Genomic DNA, 12371 nt, shown 5'->3' with positions numbered 1-12371 from the left:
TTAATGGCTCAACCATTTGCTAAACGATTTTATAAAAGTAAACGCTGGCAACGTGTTCGTGACTATGTGTATAGCCGTGATAACGGACTATGCCAAGACTGTTTAAAAGCCGGAAGGATAACGCCGGGACTAGAGGTGCATCACTTAATTACATTGACTGCATCTAACATTGATGATGCGGACATCGCATTGAATCCGGATAAGCTAGTCACTCTGTGCTATGAGTGCCACAAAAAAAGACACTGGCATGATAGGAGCGCGTTAACTGCTGGATACAAGTTCGATGCTGACGGTAACATTATAGAGGATACTCCCCCCATTGACAGCTAGTGGGGGTACTTTATGGAGACCGTAGAGAGGAGGTCAAAAAAACCGCGTGAAAAAAACAGAGGAGGGGGGGTTAACAGAGAAAACCCTCAGAGATACAAGAATTAAGAAGAAGAAAACGAAATATGCGAAACTCTTTAAAGATGTAGCAGCAAACAAAAAAGAATTTGTGTTATCTATGATTTCACAGCTTGCATACATCGAAGTAGCGATGGAAGAACTACAAGCTGAAACTAACGAAAATGGTTATGTAGAAAAGTTTGAGCAAGGAAAACAAAGTTTTGTGCGTGAACACCCAGCAGCGAAAAGTTATAATTCTTTTGTTAAGAGTTATACAGCAATTATGAAATCGTTAATTGATATTGTTCCTGAAGCAAAGCAACTTGATGAGCTTCAGGAATTTTTAAAGAAAAAGAAATCATGACATATTTAGAAGAATATGCAAATGCTGTACTAAGTGGGGAAATAAACGCATGTCATAGAATTAAACAAGTGTATGCTCATCTATTAGATAAGCTTCAGCATCCGGAAAAATACAAGCCCTGGATATTTGACATAGAAAGAGCGAATGAACCCATTGAGTTTATTGAAACTTTCTGCAAACAGGCACAAGGTCGAAACAGAGGGAAACCGTTAAAATTAGAATTATTTCAAAAAGCCAAACATCAAGCTGTTTTTGGCTTTATACATGTAGAAACCGGTGAACGCCAATATCAAGAAGTGCTGGATATTCGTGGCCGTAAGAATGGTAAAACTACTGAGTTGGCAGCTGATGCCAATTATATGATACTTGGTGATGGCGAAGGATCACCAGAAGTTTATTTTATCGCTACAAAGTTAGATCAAGCAAAAAAAGGATTTTCAGAAGCTCATAAAATGATCATGCAGTCGGAGATGTTAAAGAAATATCTTCGCAAGCGTCAATCTGACATTTGGTGCGATATGAACTTCGGTACCATGCAAGCACTTGCTAGTAACAGTAATTCATTGGATGGATTAAATGGTCACTTTGTAGTTATTGACGAGTTGGCCGCTATACAAAAACGTGACCTTTACGACTTAATGAAGCAATCAATGTCAGCTCGTTTTCAGCCGTTGCTTAACTGCATTACTACAAATGGATTTGTTCGCAATTCCATTTATGACACTCAATATGCGTATGCGATCAAAGTCCTAGATTCATACGATCAAGGAAAGGTGATAGATGAACGCTTCCTACCATTGATTTATGAACTTGATGACCGGGACGAGTGGGATAAGGAAAGCTGCTGGATAAAAGCAAACCCAGGGCTTGGTACAATCAAGTCAATTGATAAATTAAGAGGATATGTTGAAAAAGCAAAAAGTGATCCAGCATTTAAGGCAACAGTGATGGTTAAAGATTTCAACATGACAGAAACATCTGCAAGCGCATGGTTAACATACAAGACATTAAATAACACGACAAAATTTGACCTTAACAAGATGGCATTTAGATATTGTATCGGTGGCTTTGACGGTTCAGACACCACAGATCTAACTAACGCTAAGGCCTTATGCATGCGGCCAAACGATAATCATTTATATTATGTATCAATGTATTGGCTGCCTGAAGAAACACTGATTCAGCGGAGCAATGAAGATAGCGCCCCGTATGAGTTGTGGGAACGTCAAGGCTATTTAAGGGTTTCAAAAGGTTATAAAATCAGTTTTTATGATGTGCTTGAATGGTATAAAGAGTTACGAGATGTACATGACATATACGTTCTCTATATCGGATACGATCCGTGGCATGTCGATGTATCAGTGTTGGAGGCCTTTAAAAATGAATTTGGTAGAGATGCTATGATACCGGTTCGGCAGGGAGCGAAGACATTAAGCAGTCCGATGAAATCTTTTAAAGCCGATCTTGATGCAAAACTCATTGTTTACAATGACAACCCAATTGACAAGATGTGCCTTGCGAATACAGAAATCAAGACAGATATCAATAACAACATACAGCCAGTTAAAGGACTTGATGTGCGCAAACGCATAGATGGCACAATTGGTTTTTTAAATGCTTATGTCGTTTATGGCGACAAGCGCGATGAATATCTGACATTAATCTAGGAAGGAGGTGAAGCATGGGATTATTTAATAGAATTGCTGAATTTTTTAATAAGTCAGAAACGGTGACACGATTCGAAATGGTGACATCAAACGGAAATGGTTTTTATGCATGGAACGGTAAAATGTATCAATCTGATCTTATACGTGCCTGCATCAGACCAAAGACAAAAGCAGTAGGCAAAGCATTAGCTAAGCATATCCGAACAGATGCTAACGGGGATATAAAAGTCAATCCAGAGCCATATATCAAGATGCTGCTAAAGTATCCAAATCCTTATATGACTTTCCAGCAGATGGTCGAAAAGGTCATGAATCAGTATCAATTAAACAACAATGCCTTTATTTATATCAACAGAGATAGTAACAATTATCCTACGGAGCTTTATCCGATACCAGCCATCAACTGTGAGGCATTATATGACAGTCATGGGTATTTATATCTACGTTGTATGATGATGAACGGGAAAACAGTAACCTATCCATATACGGACATTATTCATCTTAAAAACGACTATAACAACAATGATATTTTTGGTGACAGTCCAATCGAGGTATTGAAACCGCTGATGGAAATTGTTACTACAACTGATCAAGGTATTGTCAAGGCAATCAAAAACAGTGGCATTATTAAGTGGTTGCTAAAATTTAATAACTCGCTGCGGCCAGACGATATAAAAAGAAACACAAAGCAATTTGTTGACGATTATTTGTCCTTTGAAACAGATGCAATGGGAGCAGCCGGCATCGATAACAAGGTTGAGGCAATACAGATTGATCCGAAAGATTATGTACCAAACGCGGCACAGATGGATCGCACGATAAATAGGTTGTATTCTTTTTTTAACATCAATGAGAAAATTATCCAGAATAAATTTACAGAAGATGAATGGACTGCGTACTATGAAGGGTGTATAGAAGCGGATCTGATACAGCTGTCTCAGACATTCACACGAAGACTTTTTACACGCAGAGAAATCGGCACTGGAAATGAAATCGTTTTTGAAGCATCTAACCTACAATACGCATCTATGTCAACAAAATTAAACATGGTGCAAATGGTGGATCGGGGAGCAATGACACCAAACGAATGGCGCGCTGTATTAGGTATGACTCCAACAGAAGGCGGAGACAAGCCAATCAGAAGACTTGACACGCAAGTTGTTAAGGAAGGAGGTGAATAAAGATGGATATTGAAATTAAAGGTGTTATTTGCTCGGATGATGATGTATGGTACTATGAATGGTTTGGTGAAACGTGTACCAGTCCATCAATTGTCAGAAAATTGATTAAACAGGCTTCTGGTGATGATTTGATTGTCAAAATCAATTCCGGTGGCGGTGATGTGTTTTCTGCATCAGAGATATATACCGAATTGCGAAACTATCCTGGTAAAGTGCGTATCCAGGTACAGGGTCTAGCAGCATCAGCAGCATCTGTGATAGCTATGGCCGGGTATTGTGAAATCAGTCCGACAGCACTTATGATGGTGCATAATGTGTCATCATATGCATCGGGTGATTATCGGGTAATGGAGCATGAAAGAGATGCGCTAAAAACAGCAAATAAAACGATAGCTGCCGCTTATGTTGCAAAGACAGGCATGAGCGAAGCTGAAGCTCTTGAAATGATGGATCAGGAAACATGGATTGATGCACAGCGTGCAGTATCGCTTAAACTGGCCGATGAAGTGATGTTTACAGACAAGCATGCTTGGAGTATAACTAACTTTAAAAAGCCAGCATACAGCAACTCGTTAGTGAGCGTACCTGATGAAGTGCTAAATCGTATATTTAAAAACAATCAGCCGGAAGAAGCTGATTTTTTAGTGCAGCATCAGAAGAAAAAAGAAATTGAAGCAAAATTAAACTTATTAAAAATAGGAGGGAAAATCTATGAATAAAGAACAGTATTTAAACAAACGCAAGGAATTAATGAATGAAGCAAGCATGCTTCTTGATGCCGGAAAAACAGTCGAGGCAGAAGCTAAAGTACAAGAAGTAAAAGACTTGGACGGAGAGTTTGAAAATGCATGCAGAGCGGCGGCCAATATTGAAGCACTAAAGGACAATGAAGTTGTCACTAACATTAATAACAAAGGGACAAACCTTTCTGATGGAAAGCCATTTGCTGTGATGCATGAGGATAAGAAAGAAGATGACATCTACACGAATGCATGGGCTAAAACCATGATGAATTTACGCTTGACTGATGATGAGCAGACAAGAATGGATGAAGTTAATAAAAATCTAAACAATGATGTATTAACGACCGGAACACATGCAATCCTGATCCCAGAAACAATTGTTGCTGGCATCTGGAAAGAAGTAGGCGAAGTTTATCCTTTATACGCTGATGTATTAAAAACATCGGTTAAGGGTGCGCTGACTGTACTAAAATCAGAAACATCTTCTTCAGCCGCGTGGTATGATGAAGATACAGAGATTGAGGAAGGAAGCGAAACATTTGGTAAAGCTACGCTTCATGGCTGTGAACTGGCAAGAGATATTACCGTATCATGGAAATTGAAAGAAATGGCCGTTGATGAATTTATTCCATTTATTCAGTCAATGCTGGCTGAAAAGATGGGCGTAGCAGCTGCATATGGTGTGTTTAGTGGCAAAGGCAAAGCGGCATCAGAGTCAAGCGACAAAGACGAACCTAGAGGTATTAAAACCGCCCTGTTGGCACAAACAAATAAACCACAGGTCGTTGAGGTTGAGTCCACAGCAACGCTGACCTATGAAAATATCACCAATATGATTGCGAAGGTTAAAGGTATTTATAAAAAAGGAGCAAAATTTTATGCAACTAGTAACTTTATCTGGGGTACTCTGGCAAATGTAAAGGATACAACAGGCAGACCTTATTTTGTAGCAGATACAACAGCTGGCGGAGTAGGTCGTTTGTTTGGCTTCGTAGTCGAGGAGGACGATTCTGTGGATACATTGTTGTTTGGTAATGCTAACAAGGGATACCACCTTAATATCAATAAGCAAATGACGCTGGATCAGGAAGATCATAAAAAACTACGCACCACGGACTATATCGCCTATGCAATCATGGATGGCGATATTCGCACAGAAAAAGCATTTGCTTACTTGGAATTAAAAAAAGCTTAGCAACAACAGAAACGGCAGAAGTCACCTACATTAAAGGAAGCAATAACCCGGTGACTTTTGTTGTTGCTGAAGGCAATGTTTCTGCCATTAAAAATCACACAGCAACAGTAAATCCAGCAAACTATACTATCGAAAACGGAACAATCAGCTTCACAGTTGAATATCTTGAAACTTTATCAGTAGGTGAAAAGAATTTAACTGTCATCACTGACAAAGGTAATGTACCGCTGAAAATTATTGTGGTGGATACTGAATAATGGATCTGTTGGAAAAAGTAAAGTGTGTTCTGCGGATAAGCTGTGATGATTTTGACGAACCAGACATTAAACCGTTGATGGAGGCGTGCAAACGTGATTTAATTCGTAATGGTATCAAATATGATGATACTGATCCGCTTATCGAACAAGCAGTCAAGACGTATTGCAAAGCGTATTTTGGGAATAACCCAAATTCTGAAAAGTTACAAAAATCATACGACACGCAAGTAGCGTCATTGGCATTATCGAGGAGTGAATATGGAAACAACGATACAATTATTTAACGAAGTTAGTCTATCCTATGATGCGGACGGCAATGCCAATATTGCTGATAGCCGAACTGTTTTTGCTGAAGTATGTTCAATCGGTAGTAATGAATTTTACAAAGCAGCTGTCAACGGCTTAAAGGCATCAAAGATGTTCAGGGTTTTCTTTGCTGATTATCACAACGAAAATATGGTTTTATTTAACCATGAAGTACAAGCCGTTTATAGGACGTATTATGATGAAAAATCAGATAAATACGAACTATATTGTAATGAGGTTTAGCCATGAAAATTGATGTTGATGATTTAAGCAGCTCTGTGATGAGCGAATTAAACAAGTGGTCCGATGATAAAAGTAATAAAATCAATGAGCATGTCAAGAAGCGTGGAAAAGAAATGGTAGAGGCTATAAAAAGTGACGCTCCTAAAAAAACGGGTAAATATGCTAAAGGCTGGAAAGCAAAAGTTACGCTTGGCAAAGACTACGTCAAAATAAAGGGTGCAAATACCACGCGCCCAGAACTTACACACCTTTTGGAGAACGGGCACCGTACTGCTGGTGGTACTAAGATGACGCGTAAATTCCCGCACATCAAAAGAAATGAAGAAAAGTACAATGAACTCTTGTTAGAGGACATAAAGGGGGAATTTGAATGAACCCATTAGAACTAAGCAAGGCATTAGAAACAATCGGATTGCCAGTTGCTTATAACCTATTTAAGCAAAAGCAAACGAAAGACTATTTAATTTACACTTATTCTGCAACCATCAGCGGAAGTGATGAAGGTAGTGAATTGATTGAATACAGTTACACAATCGAACTCTACACAAGGAATAAAGAGGTATCAGTAGAAAACAAGATACTTGATTTGTTGACCGGTGTAGATGTCGAACAATCAGAAACAATTTATTTAGAGAGCGAGAAGCGTTTCCTGACATCCTTCACGTTCTCTTTTTTAATCATAAAGGAGGATTAAAACATGAGCAAACCTAAGAAAAAGGATGTAATACTTGGCAGTGGAAAGCTGTATCACAAAGAATTTACAGGCGTTATACCTGAAAATGAAGAAATTGAAACAGAAGAAAACCTTGTAGGTGCAATTAAAGGTGGTGCCACCGTAACATACACACCAACACTCAACGAAGAAACGAGTGACCTCAACGAAGTAACGGTAGTCATCTTCAACTCTGATGAAGCTATTTTTAAGAGTGGCTTGATGACTTTAATTGGTGATACCTTCAAACTGCTAACTTCGACCGCAAGAGTTTCAGAAAAAGATGGTGTCGAAACGGTGCTGATCGGCGGCGTAGGAAATCACGATGGTAAGACACACCTATTTCATTTTGTTAACAGCAACCCTTTGCGCCCAGTGCGGGCAACTGTGGTAGGTGTTAACCAAAAAGGATTTGAACTAGCGTTTAAGCAAGATGGCGCGACAGTCGTTGATTTAGAGGTAAAAGGTGAAGCGCTTGATGATGCCGGAACTAAAATAAAATTGCAATTAGGCAATAAAGTAGAGGTGGCAGCATAATGGATCGATTTTTTGATTTTACACATAACAACGAGCGGACACTTAAAGTAAAAATCAGTGATAAATATACGCTGCTGTTATTGCCGCCACAACTTAATTTACTTGAAGAATTAGAATCGTTTGATAAAGAAAAAATGAAGATGAGTGACATCAAGCAGCTGGTATTGAAAATTCTAAGAAACAACAAGGGTAAGCGAACAGTGAAAGAAACTGACATTGCGATTTTTTCAATGGACAACTTGTTTGAATTTATTAAATCGTATGTAGAATTTGTTGGTGAGGTAGCCAATGACCCAAACTAAAAATCCCTTATTATCCTACCGATAAGGATAGTGAGGGATATGATATTTCTACACTTAATTTTAAAATTGTCAGCGATTATACTGGACTAAACTTTTTGCAATTATGGGATTTGCGCATTGATGAATTTTTGCTCTACCAGCGTGATGCCTTTATCTATAATCTGGAAAAGACAGAAGCAGGGCAAGAATATTTGGAGAATGCCAAACGGTTAGAAATTGTTGATACAGATTATGAAGCAGTAGAAAGAGCGATAAAGGGAGGTGGTGGCATTGGCGAGTAAGGTTGAAGGTATCACCGTTGTATTGGGTGCTGATACCAACGGTATAACCAAGAGCCTAAAAGACGTTAACAAGGATTTATCCAACACTCAAAGAGAACTGCGTAATGTCCAAAACTTATTAAAACTCGATCCATCAAATACTGAACTTTTAGAGCGTAAGCAAAAGCTATTAGGTGAGCAGGTAGAAACAACAAAATCTAAACTAAATGCACTGACAGATGCACAAAAAAAGATGGTAGCCGAACAGGGCAATGTTGACAGTAAGGAATTCAGAGACCTACAAGATGAAATCGTAAAGACAAAAAGCAAACTTGAAAGCTATGAAAATCAGCTAAAAAACTGTAATGTGACACTTGAGAAGATGGGAGTCCATGTTGAAGCATTCAGCAAAAAGACCGGTGAACTAGGCAATGCCATGTTGCCAGTGACAGCGGCGATGGCCGGCATTGCTGCCGGAAGTATCGCAGCCATGAACGCAGTCGATGAAGGTTTAGACCGTATAATGACTGCGACCGGTGCAACTGGCGAACAAGCAAAACAGCTACAAAATGTCTATGAGAATGTGGCTCAGCAGATACCCGATGACTTTGCTAATATCGGCGGTGCGGTCGGTGAATTAAACACGCGATTAGGATTAAACGGTGATGAACTGGAAAACGCGTCTATACTGGCCTTACAATTTAGTAAAATCAATGGTGTCGATGTAGTCAGCGGTATTCAGTCGGTAACACGAATGATGAAAAATGCCGATATCCCGACTGAGGACTATGGAAAAACCTTAGACATGCTATCAAAGGCAGCGCAGATATCTGGCAAAGATGTTTTATCGCTGGCAGACGGCTATACAAAAAATGGTGCAGCACTCAAAGAATTAGGCTTTGCAAATGATGAAGCTATCGGAATGCTTGCTAAGTGGGAAGTGGAAGGTGTCAATGTCGAGTCAGCTCTTGCCGGCATGAAAAAAGCCGTTGTAAGCTTTACAAATGATGGTAAAGATGCAAAGGCAGAAATCGGTAATGTAGTTAACGAAATCAAATCGTTAGCGGATGCCGGCAATGACGTTGATGCCATATCTTTAGCAATGGAAACATTTGGCAACAAGGCTGGCCCGGAATTAAAAGATGCAATCGCTCAAGGTAAATTTGAGTATCAGGATTTCATTAATGAATTAGTTAACTCTCAAGGCACACTAGAGGGAACTTATGGCATGATAGTTGATGAGGTTGACGATACGCAGCTTGCAATGCAAACGTTTCAGCTTGCGTTGCACGATTTAGGGGAGATTATCGCTAAAACAATCGGACCGATTTTAAAGTCATTAGCAGATAAATTCAAACTGCTCATGGATAGATTTAACAGCATGCCGAAAGGTGCTCAGAAAATCATTATATTAATTGGTGGTATCGTGGCGGCCATCGGCCCCGCATTTATCGCGGTTTCGGGGTTGTCTGGAATGTTTGGCAAGCTGATATCGAATATTACGCCACTTGTTAACAAGCTTTTTCCTAGCCTTGCTGGTGCTATCTCGTTGCCGGCAGCACCGATACTTGCTATCATTGCAGCAATCGGCGCGCTTGTAGCAGCGTTCTTGTATTTGTGGAACACAAACGAAGAGTTCCGAGACAATATCCTTCAGTTATGGGAATTAATAAAACAAAGAATCAGCGAAATTCTCCAGTTCATTCAGGAGAATTTTTCTTTTGTGTTTGATGGTATTAAAGTAATCATCGATACCGCTCTAAAAATAATCATGGATTTAGTTGAGGTGTTCATAGCCTTATTCAGTGGTGACTGGGAAGGCTTGTGGATTGCCTTGCAGCAGCTCGTCGGAGATATAGTGAATGGTATCTGTAACTTGTTTGCTGTAATGTTCGACGGCATTATGGAAATATTCGGGAAGATTGTAGAATGGATCGTCAATAAAATTCAAAATATACTCAATGATATTGTTGGATTTGCATCTGACTTTTTAAATGCCGGTAAAAAGCTTTTTCAAAATGTATGGGAAGGTATGAAGTCAATTTGGAACGATTTAAGCAGTTGGGTATCTGAAAAAGTAAATTGGCTGTTAGATAAGTTGATGTTTTGGCGGTCAGCAAATGATGAGATGGCCGGTGGCTCAGGGTCAAAGAACGGTCGAGATGCTGATGGTAGCCATGCCGCAGGACTATGGAATGTACCGTTTGATGGCTATCGTGCAATCGTACATAAGGGTGAAATGATCGTTCCAGCTAAGCAGGCGGAAGAAATCCGCAACGGATCTGGAAAGGGCGGCATTAGTGTTACTCAAAACATTTACACCGATAAGCTTGATGAAGCCGGCATGGCTCGAAAGACGGCAAGGGAACTTAAGAAACTTGCGTTGGGGGTTTAGAATGTTAAAAAGTGAAAAATTAATTTACACCAATGAGAGAGGGGAATCAGTCGAGATAAGCTGGTTCTCCAACCTCATTTGTAAAAGTTTTACTGATGAATTGTCAGTGACTTATAACACTGTCAAAAATTCAAACCAAGACGGTGAAACACTTGTATCCCAGACGTTTGATACAAGACCGATTAGTGTTGACTGCTTTTATCAAGTCAATTTAAAAACCATCGAATTTGAACGAGAGTTAAAAAGAATATTTAACCCACGCTACACCGGCACTTTAAAGCACATTACAAAAAATTCCGAACGAGAGATAAAAGTAAAACTGGAAACGACACCGGTTATAAAACACAACGGTGGGTATGGCACGGTCATGCTTGATTTTGTGGCGCATGCACCTTTTTGGCAGGATGTACCGCGCACTGAATATCTGGCTTTTGTTGAGGCAACTTTATCTTTTCCAATCACTTTTATTGGTGGCATGAGTTTTGGGTTACGTCGTAACTCACTGGTCAGTAACATTGACAACATCGGCGATGTTGACTGTGGATTTAAAGTAACCTTTAAGGCATCTGGCGGTACCGTCAGCAACCCTTATATCAAAAAGGGTGATAAGTATATCCGCCTTAACTATGAGATGGCAAAAGGTGACTTAATCACTGTTGACATGCTTGGGCAATCACCGGTTATTTATCTAAACGAGCAAAAAGACAGCACTATATTAAAACGTAAGGAAACCGAGTTTTATAACCTTGATGTTGGATTAAATGAAGTTGAATACAATGCAGAAAGGAACGTTACGAACCTTGATGTAATCGTAACGTACAGACCACTTTACTTATGATGTACTTATATAGAAATTTTAAGCTTGTGGAGATTATTGCGGCTTATTTGTCGCTTGAATATGTACTGAAGCATCGCGGTGCCGGCACATTCACGTTAACGCTTAATGATGGTGATGTGGCAAGGTCTTTTTTTCAAAATGACATTTTAATGATTGGTGATGATGCTTTCATTGTTGAAAATATTCATGTATTTAGCGATGATGGTGCTAATACTTATGAGATATCAGGGCTGCATATAAACTCACTGCTTAGCCGCAGAGTAATTAAGGCGGTGACGTTTAAAACAAACGCAAGTTATGAAAGTCAGGTAGAAACACTGCTTAATGATACTTTTATAAATCCGGAAGACATGGACAGAAAGGTTGACGGATTTGTATTTAACGCACAAGGCATAGAAACATCCCCAGCAGTTGAATATACACTGGAGAATATGGAAGTAGCTGAGACGGTCAATACGGCTTTATCAAGGGCAGAATTAGGCTATACGATTGATTATATACCTGAAGAAGAGTTGTACAGCTTTAGACTTATTCAGGGTGAGGATAAGACTGATGATGTAATCTTTTCTGACCGCAACAACAACATCTCCAACAAAGATGTTTATCAACAGCAACAGGACACCAAAAATGTTGGCTACCTTAACAATGATGGCGTGCTAACAAGTAAAGGCGCTGCTGCTGGCATTGAACGACGTGAGTTTATCGTAGAGGGGGCAGACATAACAGTGATTGATGAGCGGCTTGCAGACAGCAAGCCGCTGATAAGTGCCGAGTTTGAGGTTATTGATAATGAACTCTATCAGTATGGCAGGGATTATAAACTTGGTGATGTCGTGACATTTGAAGATTACGAGAGTAATCTGATTGCTCAAAGGCCTTTGTTAGAGGTTTCCTTTTATTGTACTGATACGATAACTAGGACTACTACGTTCGGTGATAGTATTCCGACAATATTTGACAAGCTAAAAAAGAAAGGAAGGTGAT

General features: G+C 39.5%; 17 protein-coding genes. All 17 read left to right on the top strand.

From position 1 onward, the window contains the following. The first annotated feature begins 3 nt into the window (after window positions 1-3). The 17 genes from DAHG_RS04415 (at window position 4) to DAHG_RS04335 (ending at window position 12370) form a co-directional block, all read left to right on the top strand. Entirely contained in the window at window positions 4-330 is a 327-nt protein-coding gene (locus DAHG_RS04415; RefSeq protein ID WP_022937120.1) for an HNH endonuclease, read from the top strand. 46 nt (window positions 331-376) lie between these two features. After that, entirely contained in the window at window positions 377-751 is a 375-nt protein-coding gene (locus DAHG_RS04410; RefSeq protein ID WP_022937119.1) for a hypothetical protein, read from the top strand. Beyond that, the gene (locus tag DAHG_RS04405) at window positions 748-2418 is read left to right on the top strand and encodes a terminase large subunit (RefSeq protein ID WP_022937118.1); all 1671 of its coding nucleotides are present in this window, start codon (window positions 748-750) and stop codon (window positions 2416-2418) included. The genes DAHG_RS04410 and DAHG_RS04405 overlap by 4 nt, the downstream gene beginning before the upstream one ends. 14 nt (window positions 2419-2432) lie before the next feature. After that, window positions 2433-3599 (top strand): phage portal protein, encoded by a 1167-nt coding sequence (locus DAHG_RS04400; RefSeq protein ID WP_022937117.1) that lies wholly within the window; start codon window positions 2433-2435, stop codon window positions 3597-3599. 2 nt (window positions 3600-3601) lie between these two features. Then, window positions 3602-4318, top strand: coding sequence for a head maturation protease, ClpP-related (locus DAHG_RS04395; protein ID WP_022937116.1), 717 nt, complete (start codon window positions 3602-3604; stop codon window positions 4316-4318). Next, on the top strand, window positions 4311-5537 hold the full coding sequence (locus DAHG_RS04390; protein ID WP_022937115.1) for a phage major capsid protein: 1227 nt from the start codon (window positions 4311-4313) through the stop codon (window positions 5535-5537). The genes DAHG_RS04395 and DAHG_RS04390 overlap by 8 nt, the downstream gene beginning before the upstream one ends. A 50-nt stretch (window positions 5538-5587) precedes the next feature. Continuing rightward, window positions 5588-5794 carry a X2-like carbohydrate binding domain-containing protein gene (locus DAHG_RS04385; RefSeq protein WP_022937114.1) on the top strand — a complete coding sequence of 69 codons (207 nt, stop codon included), beginning with the start codon at window positions 5588-5590 and terminating at the stop codon, window positions 5792-5794. Beyond that, entirely contained in the window at window positions 5794-6078 is a 285-nt protein-coding gene (locus DAHG_RS04380; protein WP_022937113.1) for a head-tail connector protein, read from the top strand. Before DAHG_RS04385 ends, DAHG_RS04380 begins: the two co-directional genes overlap by 1 nt. Then, entirely contained in the window at window positions 6053-6343 is a 291-nt protein-coding gene (locus tag DAHG_RS18760) for a hypothetical protein (protein ID WP_022937112.1), read from the top strand. The genes DAHG_RS04380 and DAHG_RS18760 overlap by 26 nt, the downstream gene beginning before the upstream one ends. A gap of 2 nt (window positions 6344-6345) precedes the next feature. After that, on the top strand, window positions 6346-6717 hold the full coding sequence (locus tag DAHG_RS04370; protein WP_022937111.1) for an HK97 gp10 family phage protein: 372 nt from the start codon (window positions 6346-6348) through the stop codon (window positions 6715-6717). Next, window positions 6714-7037 (top strand): hypothetical protein, encoded by a 324-nt coding sequence (locus DAHG_RS04365; protein ID WP_022937110.1) that lies wholly within the window; start codon window positions 6714-6716, stop codon window positions 7035-7037. Before DAHG_RS04370 ends, DAHG_RS04365 begins: the two co-directional genes overlap by 4 nt. A 3-nt stretch (window positions 7038-7040) precedes the next feature. After that, complete coding sequence (locus DAHG_RS04360; RefSeq protein ID WP_022937109.1) at window positions 7041-7592, top strand: hypothetical protein; 552 nt, start codon at window positions 7041-7043, stop codon at window positions 7590-7592. Continuing rightward, complete coding sequence (locus tag DAHG_RS04355) at window positions 7592-7894, top strand: hypothetical protein (protein WP_022937108.1); 303 nt, start codon at window positions 7592-7594, stop codon at window positions 7892-7894. The genes DAHG_RS04360 and DAHG_RS04355 overlap by 1 nt, the downstream gene beginning before the upstream one ends. 95 nt (window positions 7895-7989) lie before the next feature. Continuing rightward, window positions 7990-8175, top strand: a complete 186-nt coding sequence (locus tag DAHG_RS04350; protein ID WP_022937107.1) for a hypothetical protein — start codon at window positions 7990-7992, stop codon at window positions 8173-8175. Beyond that, window positions 8165-10549, top strand: a complete 2385-nt coding sequence (locus DAHG_RS04345; RefSeq protein ID WP_022937106.1) for a phage tail tape measure protein — start codon at window positions 8165-8167, stop codon at window positions 10547-10549. The genes DAHG_RS04350 and DAHG_RS04345 overlap by 11 nt, the downstream gene beginning before the upstream one ends. Window position 10550: 1 nt before the next feature. Next, a complete protein-coding gene (locus DAHG_RS04340) occupies window positions 10551-11387 on the top strand; it encodes a phage distal tail protein (protein WP_022937105.1) in 837 nt (278 codons plus the stop codon). Further along, complete coding sequence (locus DAHG_RS04335) at window positions 11384-12370, top strand: Gp37-like protein (protein ID WP_022937104.1); 987 nt, start codon at window positions 11384-11386, stop codon at window positions 12368-12370. Before DAHG_RS04340 ends, DAHG_RS04335 begins: the two co-directional genes overlap by 4 nt. Window position 12371 lies beyond the last annotated feature (1 nt).

The organism is Dielma fastidiosa (genome assembly GCF_000313565.1).
GTDB lineage: Bacteria > Bacillota_I > Bacilli_A > Erysipelotrichales > Erysipelotrichaceae > Dielma > Dielma fastidiosa.
This window is presented reverse-complemented; position numbering and strand designations above follow the sequence as displayed.

Bases quoted from the DNA above. Each gene is read 5' to 3' on its own strand.
- DAHG_RS04415 (WP_022937120.1), top strand. From the start codon at position 4: ATGGCTCAACCATTTGCTAAACGATTTTATAAAAGTAAACGCTGGCAA.
- DAHG_RS04405 (WP_022937118.1), top strand. From the start codon at position 748: ATGACATATTTAGAAGAATATGCAAATGCTGTACTAAGTGGGGAAATA.
- DAHG_RS04400 (WP_022937117.1), top strand. From the start codon at position 2,433: ATGGGATTATTTAATAGAATTGCTGAATTTTTTAATAAGTCAGAAACG.
- DAHG_RS04395 (WP_022937116.1), top strand. From the start codon at position 3,602: ATGGATATTGAAATTAAAGGTGTTATTTGCTCGGATGATGATGTATGG.
- DAHG_RS04390 (WP_022937115.1), top strand. From the start codon at position 4,311: ATGAATAAAGAACAGTATTTAAACAAACGCAAGGAATTAATGAATGAA.
- DAHG_RS04380 (WP_022937113.1), top strand. From the start codon at position 5,794: ATGGATCTGTTGGAAAAAGTAAAGTGTGTTCTGCGGATAAGCTGTGAT.
- DAHG_RS18760 (WP_022937112.1), top strand. From the start codon at position 6,053: ATGGAAACAACGATACAATTATTTAACGAAGTTAGTCTATCCTATGAT.
- DAHG_RS04370 (WP_022937111.1), top strand. From the start codon at position 6,346: ATGAAAATTGATGTTGATGATTTAAGCAGCTCTGTGATGAGCGAATTA.
- DAHG_RS04365 (WP_022937110.1), top strand. From the start codon at position 6,714: ATGAACCCATTAGAACTAAGCAAGGCATTAGAAACAATCGGATTGCCA.
- DAHG_RS04360 (WP_022937109.1), top strand. From the start codon at position 7,041: ATGAGCAAACCTAAGAAAAAGGATGTAATACTTGGCAGTGGAAAGCTG.
- DAHG_RS04355 (WP_022937108.1), top strand. From the start codon at position 7,592: ATGGATCGATTTTTTGATTTTACACATAACAACGAGCGGACACTTAAA.
- DAHG_RS04340 (WP_022937105.1), top strand. From the start codon at position 10,551: ATGTTAAAAAGTGAAAAATTAATTTACACCAATGAGAGAGGGGAATCA.
- DAHG_RS04335 (WP_022937104.1), top strand. From the start codon at position 11,384: ATGATGTACTTATATAGAAATTTTAAGCTTGTGGAGATTATTGCGGCT.